This is a genomic window from Lampropedia aestuarii (assembly GCF_004803635.1).
Lineage (GTDB): Bacteria > Pseudomonadota > Gammaproteobacteria > Burkholderiales > Burkholderiaceae_C > Lampropedia > Lampropedia aestuarii.
In genome coordinates, this window is the sequence record NZ_SSWX01000019.1 from 1 (window position 1) to 22,320 (window position 22,320).

Consider the following 22,320-nt stretch of genomic DNA (forward strand, 5'->3'; position numbering starts at 1 on the left):
AAAACTGTCTAGTAAATACTGGTCGATTCAATCTCAGGCAGCGATTGCGGCACATCAATTGATCAATTGAAAAGCTGCCTGCAACACTTCTTAGGCGCTGTAATGAAGTCATCAGGCTAACCCCTGTTGAGCAAGCTTCGCAACGGCCAACTCGGCATTGGCCTCGCTGCGCAATCCATCCTCCAGAAACCAGGCAGCAGACAAACCGGAATGGGCCATCACCCATCTGAGCAAACGCTGACGCTCTAGGCCCGCAATACGCACCACTATCGCCAACTGCCTCTCAAAGCGCACTGGGTCGGCACAGGTTTTCAGGTCAGGGTTGCATAGCACATTAACGTAGTCGTAATAGCGCTCGCCGGTGACGCGCTTGGGATCTATCGCCAGCCATCCTCGCTGAACAAAATCGAGGATATTGCTATGGTGTGCATCGCCATGCAGAACGACCTGCTCCCGCTGATCACGCAACAGCGCATCGGCTTGCTTGGCGCATTCGGCCATCAGGCCCCCCTCTCTGTGGGCCATAGGAGCCAGTGACCTGAAAAAAACCGCCAGTGGCAGCAAATCTTCAGGTGGCGTTGAGGGTCTGTTTGAGTGCAACTGGTCAAGGGTGTGGCAGATACAGGTAGTCGCTGCATCATCCTCGCCCTCTAAAGCCATGCGTAGTAAATGCTTGGGACCCGTTGCACGCTCTATCAGCAGCGCGCCTGAATCTGGGGCTCGAGCATAGACACGAGCCGCCCCAACCCCATCCCACCATTGCATCACTTGCCCTCCGATGCGCTCGTCAAGGTCTCGTGAGATTTTTATCATCGCCGGCAAGCCTTCCAACTCTCCGGTGAGGCTCACAGGTAGAAGGTCACTGCTAGAGGTGACAAAGGGCTCACCAGCGGCCTGTGCACCCCAGCGCTGAAGATAAGCGTCAAATGCGTTGATGTTGGACATTCACCTGACTTTCAGAGACGCTCGTGTGCGCAAAAGAAAAGTTCTAGCTTCCGATCCCGATTGGAGATTGCCGTCTCAAAGTGGAGGTTTTGAAGGCCATTGTCAATGGTCATCACCAAGCAGCGGCCCTTCAAGTTCTTTGCCTGTTATGCTTTTCAGCAGCAACAAGTAGATGACAGCAACAGAGTCAGTTGGCAACTACCAAGGATTTTTGGTCGATTCATGCTACCCCTGCCCCACTGCCTCTTGCTGCGACACAAGTGAGCTGTCACAGCTTCTTGCCTGCGTCTGCGCCTGAGCGCAAGGAGTAAATGCTTTCGATATGAATCAGCACGGCAAACTTTGGCGGTTTCATGCCGTTTTTTTCAGCAAAAACCAATGCATTGGCATACGCAGGTGAGCCTTCACCAAAAACCTCTGGTTTCCCAATAAAACGATAACCATCCAAGGCCTCACGATCAATGATGGCAATCGCCATTTTTGAACCGTCACGAATATTTTGCAGAGTCTGGCCTCCCGTATTTTCGTTGTATATCAAGGTTTGGTCGTCGTATGCACGCAATGAACGCTTTGGGCCAATGTCTGGAACTCCATCCTTGCTTACCGTAGCCTGAATGGGGAGTTGTTTGGCCAGCATGGCCTTCATGGTGTCATTGAGGGTGTTCATAATGCGTTCCTGTCACAATAGAAAGAGATACCTTGGTCTGACTGCCAACGAGTCAGCCCATGATGTGCTTAGCCACGAATTCAATCAGCATGGGCAAATAACCGTTAGAACTTTTTTACGATCTTTTCACAGTCGCGCAGTGCTCAAAAAAAGAGGCAGCGCCATGCCCTTTTTTGTACCTTGCGCGACTGCGTCGAGACTTTGAACAGGTTCTTAGAAGTCCCAGTCGTCATCGGCTGTCACTTCGGCTTTGCCAATCACATAAGACGATCCAGAGCCAGAGAAAAAATCGTGGTTTTCGTTGGAACTAGGATCAAGCGCAGCCAGAATTTCCGGCGGAACACGGCATAGCTCTTTGGGATACAACGCCTCAAACCCCAGATTCATCAAAGCCTTGTTGGCGTTGTAATGCATGTATTGTTTGACGTCCTCGGTCCAGCCCAACGGGTCATAGAGATCGGCTGCATAGCGGTACTCATTGGCCATCAAAGTCTTGAGCGTCTGCAAGGTAAAAGCGTGCAACTCACTTTGACGTTCCGGCGATTGCTGTGCAAAAGCGCGCTTGAATTTGTAGCCAATGTAGTAGCCATGGCACACTTCATCGCGCAAGATCAAGCGAATCAAGTCGGCTGTATTGGTGAGCTTGCCCTTGCTGGCCCAACGAAACGGGCAAAAGAAGCCGCTGTAGAAAAGGTAAGACTCCATCAGAACCGAAAGAATCTTGACCTTCAAACTGTCATCACCTTGATACGCAGCTTTGATGATTGCTGCTTTTTGCTGCAAAAACTCGTTTTCTTCACTCCAGCGAAATGCTTCTTCGATTTCACGGCTGCTGCACAGGGTGGAGAAAATGGAGCTGTAACTGCGTGCATGCACCGCTTCCATAAAAGTGAAGTTGGCAAATACAGCCTCTTCATGCTGGGTAACGGCATCTTCAATCATGCGTGGTGCCCCAATCGAGGCCTGCACTGTATCGAGCATGGTCAGGCCAGTGAACACACGGATCGTCGCCGTTTTTTCCTGCTGAGAAAGCGTAGCCCATGCCGGGATATCGTTGGAAAGAGGAACCTTCTCAGGCAACCAAAAATTACTGGTCACGCGGTTCCACATCTCTAAATCCATGGAATCTTCAATGTTGTTCCAGTTGACTGCACGGGTTAAATTTTTATACATAGCTAGCTTGAATGGTCCATCGGGGTGCGACGCAGAAAAGGATGCATCCAAAGTATAGCATTTGCTATACTCTTTATTTGCTTGCGCCGGCAATTGAGCCTACTGAGCTTGCGTGGTGCTATGCGCTTGCGCCGGAAATGGCGTTCCTGGCTGTCGCATTCCAGTCAGCAGGGTTCGTGCATACGCAAGGTATTGCGCGGCAGTCAGTCACGCCCTTGCTCAGCCGCTCAACGTATAGATTCGCTCACTGGCTTTCTTCTCATGAGCGGCGGGACAAAGATGATTCATGGCTGAGCTCTTAAAACTCAATCTATTGAACCGCAAGCCCATCAGCAACGCCCTCGCAACTCAACCAACGACCTGCTGCGCCACGCCCCACCCTCTCAAAACCTTTTCGGCAGACACCGCCCCAACAGCCAAAGGCCGCCCCGCAGCCGTGCGACTGAACCTCGGCGCAGGCATGGGCTGCACCACCCCACCCTCGCTATAAAACGTACCTCGCGCCTGGTTATGTGGATGCAACGGCGCCTCATCCCAATCCAAAACCGGAGAAAAGCAGGCATCGCTGCCTTCTAGCAAGCTGCACCACTCATCGCGTGTTTTCGTACGAAAAACGGCTTGCAAGCGCACTTTCAGCTCAGGCCATCGCGCTCGGTCCAACTGGTCGTCGAATGCCGGGTCATCCGCAATGCCGCAATGCTGGCGCAGCAGCGCGTAGAACTGCGGCTCAATCGCCCCCACGGCGACATAACGGCCATCAGCGCAGGCATAGGTGTCATAAAAATGCGCGCCGCCATCGAGTACGTTCTCACCGCGTTCATTGCTCAATGTACCTGCGGCTTTGGCTCCATAGGGCATCGCTGAAAGCAAGGCCGTGCCATCGGTAATCGCTGCATCAATCATTTGGCCTTTGCCGGAGCTGCTGCGCTCATACAGCGCGGCCATGATGCCAAACACCAGCACCATGGCGCCGCCACCAAAGCCGACCAGGTTCAGTGGCGGCACGGGCGCCTCACCTGAGCGGCCAATGCCGTGCAATGCGCCTGACAAGGCAATGAAGTTGATGTCGTGGCCTGCAGCTTTGGACAGTGGTCCGGTTTGGCCCCAGCCAGACATGCGCGCATACACCAAGCGCGGATTGCGGGCCATACAAGGCTCGGGAGCGAGGCCCAGACGCTCCATTACGCCGGGTCTGAAGCCTTCAATCAGCACATCGGCTGCAGCGATGATGGCCTGGGCCTGTTCGGCTGCGCCAGGGGCACGCATGTCCAGCTCCAGGTTGCTGCGCCCACGCCCCATCACGTCGGTGGCTTGGTGTTGTGTGCCTGGCCGGCAAATACGCAGCACTTCAGCGCCCATATCGGCCAGCATCATGCCGCAAAATGCCACTGGGCCTGTGCCCATCATTTCAACAACCTTGAGTCCTTGCAATGGTCCTGCCATGCGCATTCCTTGATGTGATTGGCCCATTGCCACTCGCTTGTATTTGCAAAACCTTTGTTGCCAAAGACTTGCGCGATGCGGTGATTAGAGCGGGTTTGCGGTGTTTTGGCAGTCACGCAAGGCACAAAGCCAAACGGTGCAGCGCGCAGCTGCAACTGGTCTGGCCTATGCTCTCATGGCCCACATAAGAGGCCTTGCCGTCCAGCTCGATACCGCTTCCCCAGCAACGAGTTGTTTGCAGAGTTGCCCTAGAGCCAGTGGCCATGGCGCGATTGTCGTGATGAACACGCCTGTGCGCAGTCGTCGCTGAGGGCGATTTTTGTCAGTCTGTCCAAACCATTAAAAACCGGCCCTAAGCAATGGCGCTTAGGGCCGGTTTTAAACCATTGAATTACAGATGGTCCATGCGCCGAATGCTGCGCGCCAAGGCGCTCCAGTCAAACAATTGGCGTTGTTTGCGTACCAGTTGCAGCAGGCCCACAACGGCCACAGGCACCAGAGCGGCCAGCAAAAAGGCTTCGAGCAAGGTGGTCATGGGCTCGCCCGGCAGCGGGAACATCCACAAACCGGCGGTTAAGCCGCAGACCATCGAAAGCGCTGCATCAAACCCATCGTGGCGGCGGTTGTACATGCCAAAGAACACTGGAAAAGCAGCAGCAGCGCACAGCAAATCGGCCAGCAAGAACAGGTACAAGACGCTATAGCCTTGCGCGGCCACCACCATGACGGGAATGGCCAGCAGCAATATCAACCACTTGGACAAGCGCATCAACTGCGCAGTGGAGACCTGCGGGTACAAGCGCCCCACATCGACTGCGACAATGCTCGATACCGCGCTGATGACCGTGTCGGCACTGCTCATCACCAAGGCCAGGCCCAGCGGAATCAAGGCGACCACCAACCACAGCGGCAAGCTGGGCATGATCAAATTGAACAAGGCCACTGAGCTGTCGCCCTGCGGTGTGAATGCCATGAAAGCCAGGCCGAACATGCCCATCGCCAGAATAAACGGCCCGACCAGCACACCGCCGAGCAAGAAGCCACGGCGCATATCGCGGGTGTTGCGGGCCGAATAAACGCGCTGCCAATTGCCTTGGTGAAAGATTTCAGTGAGCAAAATGGCCACAAAAAAGGTCACGCCGGCTTTGATACCCGTCGCACTGCTCCAGTCCAGCAATTGCGGCGCGGTTTGCGAAAGGCGCTCGACCACCGGCGCGACACCACCGGTAACCCACCAACCGACCGCCATCAGGCACAGCAGCACGGGAACGATCAAGACAATTTGCACCTTGTCGGTAAAGATTGAGGCGCGCAGGCCGCCGTATGCGGTATAGAGCAGCGTAAAGCCCATGACAATGGCAGCCGTCAGCCACAGCGGCACGGGAGCAACCAATGTGATCAGCAGCGCCATGGCGGTGATCTCGGCAGTCATGGCAATGAACATATAAAACAGCATGACCACCAAGGTCAGCAAATACGTGACTTTGCCGTAGCGGGCAATCACAAATTCATTGAGCGAATGGCCTTGCGGAATCAGCTCGCGCATGCGCTGGCCCAAGGGCATCATCGCCAGTCTGGGCGACATCGAACCTAGCGCGTAGCCAACCACGGCAGCAATGCCGCCCCAGGTGGCCGCTTGCGGGGGTGAAAACAAGATCCATGCACCCAGCGCCGAAGCCATCAAGGTGGCGGTCGTGGCAATCGAGCCTTGGCTGCCACGCGCGACAATGAATTGCTCTAAATTGTCGCGCTGGCGCCGCGCGTAGGCCATGCCCGCCAATGCGAACAATGCAGCAAACAGCACGAGCCAGAGTAAACCGGCCTGAAAACTCAAAGGGGCTATCGAAGCCATACACCCATCTCCACAATTGAAAAAACGGGAAAGGTGTAGGCCGTGGCTCTGTTGCCTCGCGCCGAGGAAATCGGTGCGCATGGGCAATGCAAGCTGGGGCGCTCATTCCTTCCCTTCGCCGGCATGATCCGGATCAGGTTCTAAGGGTCGTAGCCTACAGTTTTGCTGGCTGTTTTCTCAGCCCTGCGCCCATGTCAAGCATGGGCCAGGACACCCCTAGGAACGTTGGCAAGCGCCGCACCATGTTATGCAACGCTTTGGCCAAGCATTATAGAGAGCAATTGGCCAGGCACCTACTGGCCACAGCGCGCGCTAACTGCTCATTTCTGCCAAGCAAAGTCAATCAATTCGCCGTAATTGGCTTTGAGGTTTTGCTGCACTTGCGGGCTGTTTTGGTAGATGTCGATGAATTTCAAAATCCGCGCGTCCTTGGCACGCGCTGGCGTGGTAACAAAGCGAATCGCGTAGCGACGGATGTTTGCTGGATCGGTGTTGTCAAACAGCAAACCATCGGTTTCGGCAATGCCGGCTTGCTTGGCAAAGGTGGCGTAGGTCACGGAGGCGGTCACATCGTCAAACGAGCGTGCCGAATGCGCGCCATCGATTTGAATGATGTCCATTTGCTTGGGATTGCTGACGATATCGTCCAAGGTCGCCTCCGTGGTCACGCCGGGCTTGAGCTGGATCAAACCGGCGGTTTGCAACAGCAGCAGCGCGCGGGCGGTGTTGACCGGATCTGAGGGGATGGCGACTTTGGCCTTGTCAGGAATGGCCTCGCCTTTTTTCAGTTTCTTCGAGTAAATGCCCATCGTGGTTGAATAACCATAGTCAATCGCCATCAGCTCAGCGCCCTTGTTGCGGTTGAACTGCTGCATGAACGGCTCATGCTGGAAGAAGTTGAAATCCACCGCGCCATCGGCCACAGCGGAGTTGGGCACAACCCAATCACTGAATTCGATCAGTTCAACATCCAAGCCCTGGGCTTTGGCTTCTTGTATCGCCAACTCGGTAGCCGCATTGGCCGCCACTGGAATAACGCCCAACTTCAAAGGCTTGCTAGGCGCTTGCGTTGGCGTTGGCGTTTGAGCCTGCACCCCCAACGCCAGCACGCAACTGCCCAAAGCCACGGCCGCCCATTTTGCCCACTGTGTCACACGCATGTGTTGTCCTCTCGAAATGAGAAATGTCTCAAAAAATGTTGTACTAACAATGCGCGCAGACTGGCTTAAACAAATTCTCAGTGTCATTGGCTGCAGCGGCGCTTTGCGCCTAAGACCGCCCTGCTACACCAGAAGCAGGCGATCTGAAACGGCGCCATTGTAGTGAGTCTGTAGGTTTGCCAAAAGGGGCTTGGGCTTCATCCACAACTGCGGCAGGCTTATGGAAGGTGTTTGGAACATTGAATACTGTGCTTTTCTCTCCGCTTCACCAGTGGCAGAGATAAGAGTAGCTCAGCCATAGCCCTGATAAAGACTGCAGCATTTGCAGAGCAACACTACCGAAGTTTTAAGATGACAGAGAACACTTCGAAATAAATGCAAGCACTAAATTCCCACCTTTGACCTGCATACAACACTATTTAAATGTCAAAAATAAAACATTCTATTTATGCAATTTCTTTAATTCCATCAAGCATTTCTTACTCACAAGAAAACACATCACTTCAAACAGAATTTGAAATCCGAGAAATGTGTTCTTATGACAAAGCAGGCATAAGAGCTTGCTTAGAAGAAAAACAAACAATTAGCGAGCAAGCATTACGACAAGCCGAAATGGAAATGCAAGCAATGCTTGCAAAATGGGAGCAAGATGCCTCTCATATCAACAAGTCCACACAACAACTTAACTTAGCCAATGAATCATATAAAAAATTCAAAAAAGACCAATGCGACTTGGCATACTTGCTTGGAGGCAGTGCAATTGGGAACGCACTCGATGTAAGGCAACTTGCATGTGAAACTGAATTAAACAATCGCAAAGCAGAACAGCTTCTGCGCCTTTACCCTCAACCTACCTTGAATAGCACTTCATGCTTCGAACTTCAAAAAATCAATAATTTAATTCGCATCATTAGAAGCAATCACCAAAGCACTTCTCCATTTGCTTTTCTGCATAGTCATGCACATCCCCATAAAACGGCGACCTTTTCTGCTTTGTAATTTTCTTATAAGCAGATCCCGCGCATACGCCGACAAGAACATTTGAGGATTAAAGTATGAAGAAGGCAATGGCAGTTTGCTGACAGCTGTTGTGCAGCTTTCAGTAGCATCAAACAGCTCATTTGCAATTGCATAGGTGACCGGGGTTACATTTAAGTTATTGACGAAATCATCATCGAAAAATTGCTTAAGCACATCACGCATCTGCGCCGCCTCTTTATCAGTTACACCATCCATAAATCACTCCATAAATTTTAAACTTTTTAGAATTTCAAAAACATATCGGACATTAAACGTCTTCAAAACAATCGCCGCCACTTTATTTTGATTATTTTTATTTAAGATATAAATTCTATGCAAATCCTTAGAGCCAAAAGCAAATACCTTTCCATTCCCCACTGATGCGGAAACACGGTAATCTTGCCTATTCACATCAAAAACCTCTAGATACATGCATTGCGCTTCCCCCGAAGGAGATTCAAACATTTTTTCATAAAATTCGTACGGCGCAATACCTTTAGCATCAAATTCCGAAATCTCATCAAATCCTTGATAATTAATATTAACAGAGAGATCTTTCGAAGGAGTTCTGAACCCTAAGCCATCCGAATAGATTACATCCAAAAAAGGACTTGGCAAATTCAAAGAGGCAATTCGCATTAGTCGCACACTGGTGAACTCTTGAACAGTAAATTCAACTGATGGCTTAACCAATTCCTGAAGACTATCAATGCCTTCAAAGACTGGAGGAGAACATGGGCTTGAATACGAGTAACTCGTAAATCCAGACAGCAGACATACAAACAACGCTTTCTTAATCATACTTTTCCTCCATATCCAACCAGCTTAATAACCAGCAGCAATCAACACATTCAATTAAAAAATAGATCACCCACTGATAAATCGTAAAACAATACTCACCAAAACTTTGTGCAATCTAATACCCAACCACTTTCCTGTCAATTAAATCAAGCATTCAATATCATTATTTAACAAATGCATTCTTAACACACCCGAACCCTTCTCATTAGTGAAACGAATTATTCCAACCAAAACAAGCGTCAAACGGTTCAATCTTTATATCGCCCACAAGCTTCAACAATATATACAGTTGGCTGACACCTAAGCCGCATCAAATATTTTTCCGAATAAGCGATTTTCTACGCTCACATGCGAACTCAAACACTGAAACGCGCTACGATCGGGCCACATCCCAAACCGATTGTTAAAGTAAAAGAGCACGCACCCATGGCACTCGAAATCGAACGCAAATTCCTAGTCACCGGCGAAGGCTGGCGCAACGCCCCGGCCGAGCGGCTTTCGCAAGGGTATTTATGCCATGAGCCTTCGCGCACAGTACGCGTGCGCATTGCGGGGGAGCAGGCGTTTTTGACGATCAAGGGCATCACCCAAGGTGCGACGCGGCAGGAGTTTGAATACCCGATTCCAGTGGCCGATGCCCAATCTTTGTTAGCGCTCTGCGGCGCTGGGGTGATCGACAAATATCGCCACCGATACGTGCATGCAGGCAAGACCTGGGAGGTCGATGCCTTTTTGGGCGACAACCAAGGTTTGGTCGTGGCTGAGATTGAGCTGGCCAACGAAGACGAGGTGTTTGACAAACCCGATTGGCTGGGCGAAGAAGTCACGCACGATGCGCGTTACTACAACGCCAACCTGTCTACCCAGCCCTTTGTGCATTGGAATAAAGCAGCGCTAGCTGAATAACGCTGGAATTGATTTCGGCAAGCACAGCACTTGAGGCTGTACTTTCGGTTGTTGAGTGACATGCGCTTGTAATGAGCGAGTGCATCAGTGCTGCGCATCGCGAAAAACCTCAAGCCCTGTTACACGCGCCGTGATGGAGTGCTTGGTTAAGCGCTGCGTTTTCCGTTCGTCATGCTTGTTGCGACTCGGGACTCATCGGCCCCAACAAATGCCGCATCAGCAAATCCGTCGCGCGTGAGCGCGAAGCGCCCTCGCGCACGGCCAGTACCAATTGCCGTTTGGCCCAGGGCTCGTCCAATGCCAGGGTGCGCAAGCCCAGTGCGCCCACGTACAGGCGTGCCGCGCCATCGGGCAAGATGCCCACGCCCAAGCCTGCGGACACCATCAGGCACATCGCATCAAAGCTGGTGACGTGGATGCGCATGTGCAGCGGCAAGCTGTGCTGGGCCGCTGCCAAATGGATCAGGTGGTTGATGGCGCTGCCCAAGTGCGCGCCGACAAAATCGTGGGCCAGTGCCTGCTGCATGCGCACGCTGGCTTGGGCGCTCAACGGATGGTCTTGCGGCGCGACCATGACCAATTCATCTTGCCGGTACGGGAAGAATTGCAGCCCATCGCCGTATTGGCCGGCATTCAGAATGCCCACATCGGCCTGATTGGAGCGCACCGATTGCGCGACCTGCGAGCTGATTTTTTCATCCAGCTCCACCTGCACGCCGGGGTGCAGGGTCAGAAAGCTTTTGAGGTCATGCGGCAAGAACTGCGTGATCGCCGAGATATTCGCAGCAATGCGCACCTGCCCCAGCGAGCCGCTGCGGTACGACTGCATTTGCGCGCCAATGCTGTCCAAATCGTTCAAGACCGTGCGCGCTGAGCTGAGCAGCGCGTAGGCCGCGGGCGTGGGCGTCATGCCTTTGTTGCTGCGCTCAAACAGGCTCACTTGCAGTTGTTGCTCCAGCTCGGCCAGGCGGCGGCTGGCCGCTGAGGCGGCAATGTACTGCTTCTCAGCGGCTCCGGCGATGGTTTTTTCTTCCATTGCGGCAACAAACAGGCGCAAGGAAATCGGGTCGATCTTCATCTCAAAATGCGTTGGTATGCATGATTTTGTGCGATTTTCATAAGTAATATCCCTAATAAATGGCATTGCCATGCTGAAATGCGATGGCACGATGATACATCAGCGCTTTTGATTTCTATCTTAGGGGGCGATGATGCGCGCTTCATTTTCAAAGCTGCTGCGCTGGTGGTGCAGCAGCGCCCATGTCTTTAGGAGCCGCATCACCATGCTTCCCAATTTAGCCCAAGGCAGTGTGCTGCAAGGCCTGCGCGTCGTCGAAATGGGGCAACTCATCGCTGGCCCGTTTTGTGGCAAAACCCTCGGCGATTTTGGCGCCGACATCATCAAGATTGAGCCGCCAGAAACCGGCGATCCGCTGCGCAACTGGCGCATGATGAAGGATGGCACCTCGGTCTGGTGGCAAGTGCAGTCACGCAATAAGCGCTCGCTCGCGCTGGATTTGCGCGAGCCCGAAGGCCAGGCGATTGCCCGCCAGCTGATTGCCGAAGCCGATGTGCTGATCGAAAACTTCCGCCCCGGCACCCTGGAAGGTTGGGACATGGCGCCCGAGCAATTGCTGGAGTTGAACCCCAAACTGGTGATGCTGCGCATATCTGGCTACGGCCAGACCGGCCCTTACCGCGACCTGCCCGGCTTTGGCGTGATTGGCGAATCCATGGGCGGCTTGCGCCAGCTCACTGGCGAGCCTGGCCGCGTGCCGGTGCGTTGTGGCGTGTCAATTGGCGATACGCTGGCCGCCTTGCACGGCACGATAGGCGTCTTGCTCGCGCTCTACCACCACAAAGTCAACGGCGGCCCCGGCCAGGTGATCGATGTGGCCTTGAGCGAGGCGGTCTTTAACTGCATGGAAAGCCTGGTGCCCGAGTACAGCGTGTTTGGCGCCGTGCGCGAAGCCGCTGGCAGTGCCTTGCCGGGCATTGCCCCTTCCAACGCCTACCCGTGTACCGATGGCTGGGTCTTGGTGGCAGGCAATGGCGACAGTATTTTCAAACGTCTGATGCAAGCGATTGAGCGCGATGATCTGGCGCAAGACCCGGCGCTGGGCAATAACAGCGGCCGCGTGGCCCGCGTCGCTGAAATCGATGCCGCGATTGGCCAGTGGACAGCTGCGCGCGGCGTGGCCGATGTCTTGCAAACGCTCAGCGCAGCGCGCGTGCCCGCTGGCAAGGTGTATACCGCCAAAGACATTGTCGAAGACCCGCATTACCAGACGCGCGGCATGTTGCTGGAGCAAACCACCCGCGATGGCTACACGCTGACCGTGCCCGGCATTGTGCCCAAGCTCTCGGCCACGCCGGGTTCGATCCGCTCCAGCGCGCCCCATCTGGGCGATGACACCGAGCAGGTACTGCGCGACATCGGCTTGAGCGAAGAGCAAGTGGCCGCCCTCAAAGCCAAGGGAATCGTGCAATGAACGCCCCAGTCTTGAACCCCAAAGCCATTGACTCCGCCGGTGCCAGCCAGGTCTGGCAAGGCGCGCAGCGCCAGGTGCATATCCAGGAAGTTGGCCCGCGCGATGGTTTGCAGATCGAGCCCGTCGTGGTGCCAACTGCCGACAAGATCGCCCTCGTTAACGCACTGAGTGCAGCGGGCCTGAAGAAGATTGAAGTCAGCGCCTTTGTCTCGCCCAAGGCGATTCCGTCTCTGGCCGATGCCAGCGAGGTGTTCCAAGGCATCGACAAGCTGCCAGACTGCACTTACAGCGCGCTGGTGCCCAACCTCAAAGGGGCCGAGCGGGCGCTGGAGGCCGGTGCCGATGAGCTGAATCTGGTCATGTCGGTCACGCAAACCCACAACCTGGCCAATTTGCGCATGCTGCAAGAGCAGTCCTTTGCTGCGCTGGCCCAGATCGTGCAGCAAGTCGGCAGCAGCGTGCCGATCAATGTGTCGCTGTCCTGCAGCTTTGGCTGCCCGATGGAGGGTGATGTGCCGCTTGCACAAACCCTGCACTGGGCCGAGCGCTTTATTGCGTTGGGCGTGCAAGGCATTAGCCTATGCGATACCACTGGCATGGCCCACCCCGCCCAAGTGCATGAAGCGGCCAGCAGCTTTATCAAGCGTTGGCCCGAGGTTGAATGCACGCTGCACTTTCACAACACGCGGGGTATGGGTCTGGCGAATATTTTGGCTGGCCTCGATGCCGGTGTGCGCCATTTTGATTCGGCCCTCGGCGGCTTGGGCGGCTGCCCTTACGCACCGGGTGCGAGCGGCAATATCAGCACTGAAGAAGTGGTGCACGCACTGCAATTGATGGGCTACAGCACCGGCATTGACCTGCAAGCCTTGCTCACAGCGGCCGAGCGCCTGCCCGGTTTGATTGGCCATGAATTGCCCAGCCAACTGGTCAAAGCCGGCCCGCGCTGGAAGACCCACCCAGCGCCAGCCAATCTGGAAGAGATTCGCCAGCGCGCGTTGGCCCGCTGAGCAAGTCCTGCCGCCCGCAAACATTCACCCCAATACCTAAGCATCAGGAGACCCCCTATGTCCCACACACGCACCTTGCTACTAGGCGCCGCATTCACCGCCATCGCGCTGACTGCCACCAGCACGTTTGCACAGGCCGATTACCCCAATAAAGCCATCACCATGGTTGTACCCGCCTCAGCTGGCGGCACCACCGACCTCGCTGGCCGCATGCTGTCGCAGCCGCTGGGCACGGCCTTGGGCCAGACTGTCGTGGTCGACAACAAAGCCGGTGGCAACGGTGCAATTGCGGCAACCCAGGTCAAACGCGCAGCAGCGGACGGCTACACCCTGCTGATGCAGTATTCAGGCTTTCACGTCATCTCCCCCCATGTGGTCAGCACCCAGCAATGGCAGCAAGACGATTTGGTGCCAGTGGCCAATGTGCTGTCCGCACCGCAAATCATCGTCGTGCGTGGCGATTTGCCAGTGAATACCTTGGCCGAGCTGGTTGCTTACGCCAAAGAAAACCCCGGCAAGTTGAACTACGCCTCGTCAGGCAATGGCTCGCTGCAGCACGTCACCGGTGTACAGCTGGAGCAGCAAGCCCATATCGAAATGGCCCACGTTCCCTACCGCGGCACTGCGCCGGCGTTGCAGGATTTGCTCGGCAGCCAGGTCGATTTGACCTTTGGCACTGCGCCACCATTCGTGCCCCATGTGCAAGCCGGCCGCCTGAAAGTGCTGGCCGTGACCGGCACCAACCGCCTGGCCGCTTTCCCTGACGTGCCCACCACGGCAGAAGCCGGTTATCCAGGCGTGAATGCCACCTCATGGTTTGGCGTGTTTGCGCCCAAAGGAACGCCAGAGGCCGTTGTCAACAAGCTGGTGGCGGAAATTGAAAAGGTCACAGCGGAGCCAGGCTTTAGAAAAAGCGCGACCGAGCAAGGCGCAGAGGCCTATTTTGAAGGCCCAGCCGACTTTGGCAAACGCGTAGCGCAGGACTGGGCCAGCTGGGGAGAGATGGTCAAAACCTCGAACATCCGCGCTGATTAAAACGACCTGCCAACCCAAGCCCTCGCATCCATGTGTGCGCGGGCTTTTGCTTGCTGCATCAAACAATCTCTATGCCAGAGCGCCTTGCGGTATCCACTACCGCGCCATGCAAAAGCTCTGTGTCAGGCTTGACCAGTGGCCAGGCCTCAACAAAGCGCATTTTCTTGCAGCCCGGCTGAAACAGGCATAAGCACGCGTGGTGCGGGTGTTGTGCTGAGGCATAGACAATGCCGTCGTAGCCCGCTTCAAACAACTGCTGTGACACGGCCTGCGTGTGCTCAATGCGTTGCGACTGCAGCATCGGGTAATGCTCCTCCAGCCCTCTCAAATCGACCAGCCGCATAGACTGCCTTGATTTGAACGTTCCCAAGGTCTTCAGTCTCAAATCAGACAAAGCAACGGATGTTCTCAGCTCACGCCTGAAAACAGCTTCGTACAAAGCAGTCTCGGCGCTGTCAGCCAAATAAGCTGTGATGCCATCTGCCAGGCAAAACCGACCCGCTTTGATCCCTGCTGGAGGCAGGATCATGCGGTTCATTGTGACACTGCCTGCACGCGCCACAGTGCGTTGTACTCGGTAGAAGAACTGCCCTGCTGGCAACTCAATGATGGCAATCTGGTCTCTCAGCATCTGTATTGGCTAACAGACCTAGATCAATGGCTTTCTGCCATAGCCAGTTGAATAATCCGGTCGACAGACTCACCTTGCGACAGCGCCACCAACGGGGTGCGGCGGTCCAGCGCTTCTTGGGCGTTTTCAAGAAATGACAGCAGGCTCCAGCCATCTGTCGTGCCCAATGCCTTGAACAAAGGGCCAATCGCCTCAAAAATCTGCGGTTCAAACTGCCATTTGGGCAACTTGAAGCCACGGCGCAGATTGGCGACACCAATGCAGCGGTTGTGCTTAATCCACGCATTGATCGTGACCCGCGACACCCCTGCCAGCTCGGCCGCCTCATCGGTGGTCAGCATGTCAGCCGCAGCTATGCGCCGTTTGCGGAACTCAGCGCCTGATCGAAGCACCGCAGCAGACTGCGCTGGCGTGGCATATGGCTCAGCCTTGGATGCCGCGCGCTCTTTCGCATCTTCTGGATACAGAGAAGAAATAGCAGTGATGGCGTGATTCAGCATGTCCCTGTCTCTCCTTATTTGGCTGGCACCTGCATGTGCAGCCTGGCCATTGTAGCGAAAGCCGGGTATTTCGTCAATTTCGTTAAGGTGGATAAATCAGAAAAGCCCGCAATCACCATCACCGCCAAGCGCAATGGCAATGCCCTGGCGCAAGAACCTGTTCATCATCCCCACGCAGTCGCGCAAGGAGCAAACAAGGAACTAAACAGCGGGTGCACTCAGGCGCGCTCAGACAGGCGCTTCTTGGCCCACACCGTCAAGCCATGGGCCAGCACCAACAACAAGCAGGTGACTCCAATCGTGATCAGGCTCATCGCCATGCCCTGGCCAATCGAGCCTTGGTCAAACTGGCGCCAGATGAACAAGGACACAGTTTGCGTGCCGGTGGGCGCAAGCAGCAGCGAGGCGACCAGTTCACGCGAGGCAATCGCAAACACCAGCAGCATTGCAGCGCCCACTGCCGGGGCCACCAAGGGCAGAACAATATGCCACAGCGTGCGGCCAAAGCCCACACCATGTACAAACGCACTGGCTTCGAGGTTGCTGCCAATTTGGCGCAGCGCTGCATGCGCATAGCGCAGCGGATACGGCAAGAGCAAACACATATACGCCATCAACAGGATCACCCAGGTGTTGTAAGGCGTGACGGGCAACCAAGGCTGGTTCCAGGCCAGGATCATGCCCACAGCCACGACAATGCCTGGCATGGCATTAGGCAGCATGGTGGCGCCATCGAGCCAGGCCACCGCCTTGCCAGGCGTGCGCAGCACTGTGTAGGCCAGCACAGCGCCAAAAATGCCGGTCAGCAGCGCAGCGCCTGCGGCCAGACTGAAACTGAAACCCAAGGCCGACAGCGCTTGCGAACCCTGCTCAAACAGGCCGCTGAAATGCCGCAGCGACAGGTTCTCGAAGGTCAAACCGCCTGACAAGGTGCCAGTAAAAGCAGTGGCCGCCACGGCAAACAGCGGCGCCAGCGTGGCCAGCAAGGTCACGGCAGCAAACAGCACGCACACAGGCCAGCGCCACACGCCCAGCGCACGCAATGTGCTGGCATTGGGCTTGCCAGTATTGGTCGCGTAGTCGCGCCCGGCGGTGATCCAGCGCTGCGCATACCAGGCGCTGAGCGCCAGCACCATCAAGATAACAGACAGCATGGCCGCGCCTGGCAGGTCGATGGGCCAGTCAGAAAAACGTTGTTCAATGCCGGTAACCAGCACATAGAAACCAGCGTTCGAGGCCAGCACGGCGGGGGTGCCGTATTCCTCAATGCTGGCGGCAAACACCAATAAAAGACTCGCAGCCAAAGCAGGCAGCGCCAGCGGCAATACCACGCGCCAAAATGCCTGCCAGTGGTTGGCACCAAAAATATTGGCAACTTCTGCCAAGCGTGAGCCATTGCCCTGCACGGCGCGTGAAATCGCAAAATACACGGCCGAAAACAAATTCAAGGCCATGACCAGCACCACGCCGGTAAAAGAAAACAGCAAGCCGGCCATGTTCACGCCGGTGAGCTGCTGCAAAAAACCACCGGGCTGCAGTAGCAAAATCCAACCCATCGCCGCGATGTACGGCGGCACCATGAATGGCACCAGCAGCACCAGGTCCCAAAACCGCGCCAGCGGCACATCAAACAGGCCACGCAACACGCCCAGTGGCACGCCAATCAAAGCGCTGACGCAGACCACTGCCAGCCCCAATGCAATCGTATTGCCGGTCAGCTTTAGCAAAGCAGGATCACCGAGCGTTGCTTGCACATGCGCCAAGGGGTTGGCCAGCGAGCCTTTGGCCAAATCAGGGAAGATTGCCTGCAAGACGATGAACACCAAAGGCACAGCGACCAACAAGGCCAGGACAGCACCGCAAAATGGCACCAGAAAACGGGACGGTTGCATCAGAATTCAAGCCATGAATCCAAACGCTGGCTGGACTTCGATGGCAGAAGGCTCAGTCTTTGGCGTTTGGGGAGTCAATCAAAAAACAAAAGGCGTGCACCGCATGTGCACGCCCGTCTTAGAGCCTGTTTGCGGTCTGTTTGCGGTCTGCAAAAGAAACCCCAAACACGCTCTTACAACATGCGATTAGCGGGCAAACAGTGCGGAAAAACGCTTGAGCAAGGCTTCACGGCCGTCACGCTCTTGCGCACTGGCTTCTGGCAAAGCCTTGATTTCAACCAGTGTTGGCCGCTTGGCTTTGACATCGGCTCGAGCCGGAATCAGGTACGTATCAGCAACGGCTTGCTGGCCCGCATCAGACAGCACATAGTCGATGAATTTCTTCGCATCGTCCTGGTTCTTGCTGGATTTGAGCACCATCATCGGGCGCGCAGCCACCACAGTGCCGCTGCTTGGGAAAATGATGTCGACTTTCTCGCCCTTGGCTTGGGCGCTGTAGGTGATGTAGTCAACGGCGCCAAACACGGCCGCTTTTGCGCCTTGCAAAACAGGATTCAAGGCTTGTGCGTTGGCACCGGCCAGGTTCATGCCGTTGGCCTTCAAGGATTCAAACAGGCTCCAGGCTGACGCGCTATTGGCCGCTTCCAGACCCGACAGCAATTCCAGCGCCGTGCCAGACTGCGCAGGGTCAGGCATGTTCACCAGGTCTTTGTATTCCGGTTTGGCCAAGTCGGCCCAGTCGCTCGGGCGCGGTGTATTACTGGCAGGGTTCCAGGCAATCGCCAGGGCCGACAGGCCTTGCGCCACGTAGCTTGGGGCTTTGTACTGCGCTGGCACTTGGGCAGCATTCGGGCTTTCATAAGCCAGCAACCAGCCGCGTTTGTCCAGATCCACGGCGCTGTCCCATGAAGCGGAGATCAGCACGTCGGCTTGTGGATTGGCCGCTTCGGCCTCAAGGCGCGCCATGACCTTGCCGGTTGTGCCTTGGAAATAGTCGACTTTGACGCCGGTTTGCGCTTCATAACCAGCAGCCAATGTCTTCATCAGGCCTTCAGGGCCAGCGGTATAGACTGTCAAAGCGAAGCTGCTAGAGGCTGCTGCGCACAGGCCCACGGCCAATAAGCTGCGTGCCAGTGTGGTCAAAGTGGTAGAGAGAATGGGCATGGAAAATCCTTTGCTCTGTGGCAAAAATAAGGACTAAAAAAACAAGGGCAGCACGGTTCGCGTGGTGTGCTTGGCAACACAGGCAGCCATCGCTGGCTTGCGGTCCCACTGGTAACAGCTTCTGGCCCCACAGCACAGCCCAGCACAACACCACCTTGCATAGAGAAAAAAAGCTCTGGCCTGTAGTGCCTTACGCGGCTTGGGCGGCAAACCAGCGCATTTGCGCCGGGTCGACCTGCAAAGCCACACTGCCCTGGGCCTGCGACAAGCGCTCGCGGGTCCAGGCGTGTACATGGTGCTCAGGGCCCGCGCCAACCAGTTGCAAACGCGTGCGGTAGCGGCCGCTGGTGTATTGCTGCTCGACCACCTGCGCGGGCAGCACCAAGGCTTTGGGCTCTTGTGCGCTATTGGTAGCGGCTTGCACAGCGGTGAGGCGAATCGCATCTTCAGGCACCAGCACATGGCCGGGCACGCGCTGCGCTGCGCTGGTCTGAGCAGCACCTGTAGGCGCCAACCAAGCAGCAGGCCAGGTGGCTACCGTGTGGCTGCCATTGGCCTCGGCCAGGCCGATGGTCTGGCCGTCATGCCAAGCTGGCAACAAAGCGCCAAGCTTTAAAAATCGGGCGACATCAATGTGCGCTGGCGCGCCCCACAATTGCTGGGCACTGCTGCGCTGGGCAATCTGCCCGTGGAACATCACCGCGACTTCGTCAGCAATCGCGCAAGCTTCTTCGTGGTCGTGGGTCACGTACACCGCCGTCGTGCCCATTTCACGCAGCAACTGGCCAATTTCACCGCACAGCGATTCGCGCAAATCCCGGTCGAGGTTGGACAGCGGCTCATCAAACAGCAGCAAGGCCGGCTGGGCGACAATGGCCCGCGCCAAGGCGACTCGCTGCTGTTGCCCGCCCGATAACGCGCTGGGTGCGCGTTTGCCCATGCTAGCCAGGCCCACTTGCTGCAACACGCGCTCTACGCGCAGGTCCAACTCGCGGCCACCAAGGCCTTGCATGCGCAAAGCAAAACCGACGTTGCCTGCCACGCTCATGTGTGGCCACAGTGCATAGTCCTGAAACACCATGCCCAACTTGCGCTGCTGCGGCGGCACGAAGGCTTTGGCATCGGCCACCAGACGCCCGCCAAGGGAAATGCTGCCGCTGCTGGGGCGGTCCAGCCCTGCCAGCAGTTTCAACAAGGTTGATTTGCCGCAGCCCGAAGGGCCAAGCAAGGCCAGCACACGGCCTGCTGGCAGCGAAAAATCAATACCGCGCAAGGCCTCAAAAGTGCCAAATTGCCGCTTGAGTTGTTGCACCTCAATGGATGCGCCCAGCTGAGAAATGGGGGCGCTAGCAACGCGCGTATTGGGCATAGAAGATGGCAATGTTTGCATAATCCGCGCATGCTAATGAGCAGATATGGCAATTTGATGACAGCATGTCCAATGGCATACGAACATCTGCGTGCGCGCAATACACGGCCAAGCATTGGTGGTGCTATTGACCTATGGGCTTGGCCGCTAGGAACATCGCATCTCCATGGGACGCAGGCGATCGTATCGAGCCGCCTATGAGAAACGCCATCATGGAAGGCCGCATCTCACCCTCCTAGCTCTGCCGTATTTGGCTTGTCAACCATTGCTTTTATTGATTGCAATTTTTCGCACAATGGGGGCGTGAGAGCTCCCAGAAAAGCGCTCAACAATCTACCCAGCCGTATGCGGCACCGCTAACGCCATGAAAGCCGTGAACACCGGCCTTGGTACGTCGTTGTAAAACCTGGTCATCGCTGGTGTTCTGCCTGCGGTTTTACGCCCAGTCTCCAGCCTAGGAACTACATTGCGCGCACTTCACAATCGCCCAACATCAGGACAAGGCCGTCATAACTAGCGTGCCAAAATGCCAATCACCAATGCGTTGGCCAAGTCAATCACAAAGCCGCAGACCAAAGGTACGACGATGAAAGCTTTGTGCGCGGCGCCGTACTGGCGGGTCACAGCCGTCATATTGCCAATCGCCGTAGCGGTCGAGCCCAGCGCGATACCGCCAAAGCCAGCACAAATGACTGCCGATTCATAGTCACGCCCCATCGCGCGAAATACCACCAGCAGCACAAACACCACGACCAGGGCGATTTGCACCAGCATCACGGTGCTGATGAAGCCCAGCACAGGAACCAGGTCCCATAAGCGCAGGCCCATCAAGGCCATGGTCAAAAACAGCCCCAGGCTGACATCAGAGATCAAGGCCAGGCTTTGCTTCATGCTGTGCCAGCGCCACACGCGGCCATGGCCATCCGGGTAGAGCCAGTCGCACACCGCACGGATCAAGATGCCGGCAATCAGGCAGCCGACAAACGCAGGCAGGTTAATGGGTGTGAAGTCAATCAGGTAGTTGATCCCTGAGCCAACGATCAGCGCGAGGTTCAACCACAGCACGGCCAGCAAAAAACCGTGGTAATCAATCGTCGGGCGCTCTTCCTCTCCATGCAAAACGCTCACTTCCAGCTTGTCGTCGTGCGAAGGCTGGATGCGGTGGCGCGACATCAGGTAGCTGGCAATCGGCCCACCAATACAGCACGCAGCAATCAAGCCCAGCATATTGGCCGCCAGGCCCAGTTCTTGCGCGCCAGCAATGCCCAAGGTGTCGGTAAAGTACGGTGCCCAGGCCAGGGTCGTGCCCACTCCGCCGGTCAAAGAAATGGATGCGGTCATCAAGCCCGCGCGGGGGTCCATGCCAAATAAACCGGCCAAGCCCATGCCAGTGAAGTTTTGCAGCAGCATGAAACCAATCGAGAGCACGGTCAGAATCAGCAATGGCCGCCCGCCCTCTTTCAAGGTGCCCACATTGGTATTCAAACCAATCGTGGCAAAGAAATACAAGAGCACGGTGTCGCGCACACCCAGTTCAAACTCGATCTTCAAGCCTGCAATGAAATACAGCACACTGGCCGCAGCCGCGCACAGAACGCCGCCAACCAGGGCCTCAGGAATGCTGAAGCGGCGCAGCCACTCGACCCGCACAATCAGTTCTTTGCCGATGAACAGCAGAAAAATAGCCAACGTGATGCTGGCAAAGGAATCCAAGATCATTGCGCGTCACCGGTGCCACTTTCCATGCACTGGCGCATGCTGTGAAGAGGCGCATGGGGCTGAGCCAGCGACAGTGGCGGTGGGAGAACTGGATGCATGACAACATGCCCTCAAAATGTATTTTTGTGTACGTGTTTGTGAGCCGAATTCTAACCACTTACCTCGCCCAGAAACCGTGCTGGCAATATATTTGTAGCGCAACTGCGCCATGGCCTGTATTGCTGCAAGCTGCAGAGATCAGCCAGCGTAAGAACGTATTTACGATCTTTTTGCAGTCGCGCAAGGCACCAAAAAGTGGCAGTGCAAGGCGCCTGTTGCCGCTCATACGTCTGTATGAGCAAAACGGGCAACGCCGCAATGCGCTTTTTTTGCGCCTTGCCCTTCGGGTTGGAGTCCAAAAGGCACGCAGTTTTGTTAAAAATCCTCGCCGGGCAGCGAGCCCGACTGCGGTTTTTGCCGCGCATCGTATCCTTTTGGGCTCCAACGCGGTCTGTAAAAAGATCGGAAACACGTTCTAAGAGCAGGCCATGGCAACTCTGCC

At 55.7% G+C, this 22,320-nt stretch carries 20 protein-coding genes and 1 riboswitch; of the genes, 6 read left to right on the forward strand and 14 right to left on the reverse strand.

Annotation, left to right across the window (positions count from 1 at the left end):
• Window positions 1-111: 111 nt before the first annotated feature.
• From E8K88_RS13520 to E8K88_RS13545, 6 genes are all read right to left on the reverse strand, one after another.
• Window positions 112-945, reverse strand: a complete 834-nt coding sequence (locus E8K88_RS13520) for an aminoglycoside phosphotransferase family protein (protein WP_136407213.1) — start codon at window positions 943-945, stop codon at window positions 112-114.
• 268 nt (window positions 946-1,213) lie between these two features.
• Window positions 1,214-1,591 carry a pyridoxamine 5'-phosphate oxidase family protein gene (locus E8K88_RS13525; protein WP_205880092.1) on the reverse strand — a complete coding sequence of 126 codons (378 nt, stop codon included), beginning with the start codon at window positions 1,589-1,591 and terminating at the stop codon, window positions 1,214-1,216.
• Between the two features lie 234 nt (window positions 1,592-1,825).
• Window positions 1,826-2,785, reverse strand: a complete 960-nt coding sequence (gene nrdF / locus E8K88_RS13530) for a class 1b ribonucleoside-diphosphate reductase subunit beta (protein WP_136407215.1) — start codon at window positions 2,783-2,785, stop codon at window positions 1,826-1,828.
• A 348-nt stretch (window positions 2,786-3,133) separates the two neighbouring features.
• Window positions 3,134-4,228, reverse strand: coding sequence for a CaiB/BaiF CoA transferase family protein (locus tag E8K88_RS13535; RefSeq protein WP_136407216.1), 1,095 nt, complete (start codon window positions 4,226-4,228; stop codon window positions 3,134-3,136).
• Between the two features lie 391 nt (window positions 4,229-4,619).
• The gene (locus E8K88_RS13540; protein ID WP_136407217.1) at window positions 4,620-6,080 is read right to left on the reverse strand and encodes a sodium:solute symporter family transporter; all 1,461 of its coding nucleotides are present in this window, start codon (window positions 6,078-6,080) and stop codon (window positions 4,620-4,622) included.
• A 93-nt stretch (window positions 6,081-6,173) separates the two neighbouring features.
• A riboswitch (TPP riboswitch) is annotated at window positions 6,174-6,308 on the reverse strand.
• A gap of 92 nt (window positions 6,309-6,400) precedes the next feature.
• On the reverse strand, window positions 6,401-7,240 hold the full coding sequence (locus E8K88_RS13545; protein ID WP_136407218.1) for a MetQ/NlpA family ABC transporter substrate-binding protein: 840 nt from the start codon (window positions 7,238-7,240) through the stop codon (window positions 6,401-6,403).
• A gap of 423 nt (window positions 7,241-7,663) precedes the next feature.
• On the opposite strand from E8K88_RS13545, the gene E8K88_RS13550 reads away from it, so the two are divergent.
• Complete coding sequence (locus tag E8K88_RS13550) at window positions 7,664-8,239, forward strand: hypothetical protein (protein ID WP_136407219.1); 576 nt, start codon at window positions 7,664-7,666, stop codon at window positions 8,237-8,239.
• Between the two features lie 240 nt (window positions 8,240-8,479).
• Here the strand turns inward: E8K88_RS13550 and E8K88_RS13555 are convergent, their stop codons facing one another.
• Window positions 8,480-9,061, reverse strand: a complete 582-nt coding sequence (locus E8K88_RS13555; protein WP_136407220.1) for a hypothetical protein — start codon at window positions 9,059-9,061, stop codon at window positions 8,480-8,482.
• Window positions 9,062-9,487: 426 nt separating this feature from the next.
• On the opposite strand from E8K88_RS13555, the gene E8K88_RS13560 reads away from it, so the two are divergent.
• Complete coding sequence (locus E8K88_RS13560) at window positions 9,488-9,967, forward strand: CYTH domain-containing protein (RefSeq protein WP_136407221.1); 480 nt, start codon at window positions 9,488-9,490, stop codon at window positions 9,965-9,967.
• A gap of 169 nt (window positions 9,968-10,136) precedes the next feature.
• Here E8K88_RS13560 and E8K88_RS13565 read toward each other — a convergent pair whose 3' ends face one another.
• Window positions 10,137-11,045, reverse strand: coding sequence for a LysR family transcriptional regulator (locus tag E8K88_RS13565; protein WP_136407222.1), 909 nt, complete (start codon window positions 11,043-11,045; stop codon window positions 10,137-10,139).
• A gap of 205 nt (window positions 11,046-11,250) precedes the next feature.
• On the opposite strand from E8K88_RS13565, the gene E8K88_RS13570 reads away from it, so the two are divergent.
• The 3 genes from E8K88_RS13570 to E8K88_RS13580 are packed head-to-tail and all read left to right on the forward strand — an operon-like array spanning window position 11,251 to window position 14,504.
• Window positions 11,251-12,459: a CaiB/BaiF CoA transferase family protein gene (locus E8K88_RS13570; RefSeq protein WP_136407223.1), complete on the forward strand. Its 1,209-nt coding sequence runs from the start codon at window positions 11,251-11,253 to the stop codon at window positions 12,457-12,459.
• Window positions 12,456-13,469 (forward strand): hydroxymethylglutaryl-CoA lyase, encoded by a 1,014-nt coding sequence (locus E8K88_RS13575; protein ID WP_136407224.1) that lies wholly within the window; start codon window positions 12,456-12,458, stop codon window positions 13,467-13,469. The genes E8K88_RS13570 and E8K88_RS13575 overlap by 4 nt, the downstream gene beginning before the upstream one ends.
• A 57-nt stretch (window positions 13,470-13,526) precedes the next feature.
• Window positions 13,527-14,504, forward strand: a complete 978-nt coding sequence (locus E8K88_RS13580) for a Bug family tripartite tricarboxylate transporter substrate binding protein (RefSeq protein WP_136407225.1) — start codon at window positions 13,527-13,529, stop codon at window positions 14,502-14,504.
• Window positions 14,505-14,562: 58 nt separating this feature from the next.
• Here the strand turns inward: E8K88_RS13580 and E8K88_RS13585 are convergent, their stop codons facing one another.
• The 6 genes from E8K88_RS13585 to gltS form a co-directional block, all read right to left on the reverse strand.
• On the reverse strand, window positions 14,563-15,135 hold the full coding sequence (locus E8K88_RS13585; protein WP_136407226.1) for an RES family NAD+ phosphorylase: 573 nt from the start codon (window positions 15,133-15,135) through the stop codon (window positions 14,563-14,565).
• 23 nt (window positions 15,136-15,158) lie between these two features.
• The gene (locus E8K88_RS13590) at window positions 15,159-15,635 is read right to left on the reverse strand and encodes a helix-turn-helix domain-containing protein (protein ID WP_136407227.1); all 477 of its coding nucleotides are present in this window, start codon (window positions 15,633-15,635) and stop codon (window positions 15,159-15,161) included.
• A gap of 218 nt (window positions 15,636-15,853) precedes the next feature.
• Window positions 15,854-17,527 carry an ABC transporter permease gene (locus E8K88_RS13595; protein ID WP_136407228.1) on the reverse strand — a complete coding sequence of 558 codons (1,674 nt, stop codon included), beginning with the start codon at window positions 17,525-17,527 and terminating at the stop codon, window positions 15,854-15,856.
• Window positions 17,528-17,713: 186 nt separating this feature from the next.
• Window positions 17,714-18,691 carry an ABC transporter substrate-binding protein gene (locus E8K88_RS13600; protein ID WP_136407229.1) on the reverse strand — a complete coding sequence of 326 codons (978 nt, stop codon included), beginning with the start codon at window positions 18,689-18,691 and terminating at the stop codon, window positions 17,714-17,716.
• Window positions 18,692-18,881: 190 nt separating this feature from the next.
• Window positions 18,882-20,081, reverse strand: a complete 1,200-nt coding sequence (locus E8K88_RS13605; RefSeq protein WP_240754535.1) for an ABC transporter ATP-binding protein — start codon at window positions 20,079-20,081, stop codon at window positions 18,882-18,884.
• Between the two features lie 492 nt (window positions 20,082-20,573).
• Window positions 20,574-21,779 (reverse strand): sodium/glutamate symporter, encoded by a 1,206-nt coding sequence (gltS, locus tag E8K88_RS13610; RefSeq protein ID WP_136407230.1) that lies wholly within the window; start codon window positions 21,777-21,779, stop codon window positions 20,574-20,576.
• On the opposite strand from gltS, the gene E8K88_RS13615 reads away from it, so the two are divergent.
• A complete protein-coding gene (locus E8K88_RS13615) occupies window positions 21,779-22,297 on the forward strand; it encodes a hypothetical protein (RefSeq protein WP_136407231.1) in 519 nt (172 codons plus the stop codon). The genes gltS and E8K88_RS13615 overlap by 1 nt on opposite strands.
• Window positions 22,298-22,320: the final 23 nt, after the last annotated feature.

What these genes read in the sequence shown, in the direction of transcription:
- E8K88_RS13580 (WP_136407225.1), top strand. Translation starts at nt 13,527, where the DNA reads ATGTCCCACACACGCACCTTGCTACTAGGCGCCGCATTCACCGCCATC.
- E8K88_RS13545 (WP_136407218.1), bottom strand. Translation starts at nt 7,240, where the DNA reads ATGCGTGTGACACAGTGGGCAAAATGGGCGGCCGTGGCTTTGGGCAGT.
- E8K88_RS13605 (WP_240754535.1), bottom strand. Translation starts at nt 20,081, where the DNA reads ATGCAAACATTGCCATCTTCTATGCCCAATACGCGCGTTGCTAGCGCC.
- E8K88_RS13590 (WP_136407227.1), bottom strand. Translation starts at nt 15,635, where the DNA reads ATGCTGAATCACGCCATCACTGCTATTTCTTCTCTGTATCCAGAAGAT.
- E8K88_RS13595 (WP_136407228.1), bottom strand. Translation starts at nt 17,527, where the DNA reads ATGCAACCGTCCCGTTTTCTGGTGCCATTTTGCGGTGCTGTCCTGGCC.
- E8K88_RS13570 (WP_136407223.1), top strand. Translation starts at nt 11,251, where the DNA reads ATGCTTCCCAATTTAGCCCAAGGCAGTGTGCTGCAAGGCCTGCGCGTC.
- E8K88_RS13535 (WP_136407216.1), bottom strand. Translation starts at nt 4,228, where the DNA reads ATGGCAGGACCATTGCAAGGACTCAAGGTTGTTGAAATGATGGGCACA.
- nrdF (WP_136407215.1), bottom strand. Translation starts at nt 2,785, where the DNA reads ATGTATAAAAATTTAACCCGTGCAGTCAACTGGAACAACATTGAAGAT.
- E8K88_RS13540 (WP_136407217.1), bottom strand. Translation starts at nt 6,080, where the DNA reads ATGGCTTCGATAGCCCCTTTGAGTTTTCAGGCCGGTTTACTCTGGCTC.
- E8K88_RS13525 (WP_205880092.1), bottom strand. Translation starts at nt 1,591, where the DNA reads ATGAAGGCCATGCTGGCCAAACAACTCCCCATTCAGGCTACGGTAAGC.
- E8K88_RS13585 (WP_136407226.1), bottom strand. Translation starts at nt 15,135, where the DNA reads ATGCTGAGAGACCAGATTGCCATCATTGAGTTGCCAGCAGGGCAGTTC.
- E8K88_RS13600 (WP_136407229.1), bottom strand. Translation starts at nt 18,691, where the DNA reads ATGCCCATTCTCTCTACCACTTTGACCACACTGGCACGCAGCTTATTG.
- E8K88_RS13555 (WP_136407220.1), bottom strand. Translation starts at nt 9,061, where the DNA reads ATGATTAAGAAAGCGTTGTTTGTATGTCTGCTGTCTGGATTTACGAGT.
- E8K88_RS13565 (WP_136407222.1), bottom strand. Translation starts at nt 11,045, where the DNA reads ATGAAGATCGACCCGATTTCCTTGCGCCTGTTTGTTGCCGCAATGGAA.
- E8K88_RS13520 (WP_136407213.1), bottom strand. Translation starts at nt 945, where the DNA reads ATGTCCAACATCAACGCATTTGACGCTTATCTTCAGCGCTGGGGTGCA.
- gltS (WP_136407230.1), bottom strand. Translation starts at nt 21,779, where the DNA reads ATGATCTTGGATTCCTTTGCCAGCATCACGTTGGCTATTTTTCTGCTG.
- E8K88_RS13575 (WP_136407224.1), top strand. Translation starts at nt 12,456, where the DNA reads ATGAACGCCCCAGTCTTGAACCCCAAAGCCATTGACTCCGCCGGTGCC.
- E8K88_RS13560 (WP_136407221.1), top strand. Translation starts at nt 9,488, where the DNA reads ATGGCACTCGAAATCGAACGCAAATTCCTAGTCACCGGCGAAGGCTGG.
- E8K88_RS13550 (WP_136407219.1), top strand. Translation starts at nt 7,664, where the DNA reads ATGTCAAAAATAAAACATTCTATTTATGCAATTTCTTTAATTCCATCA.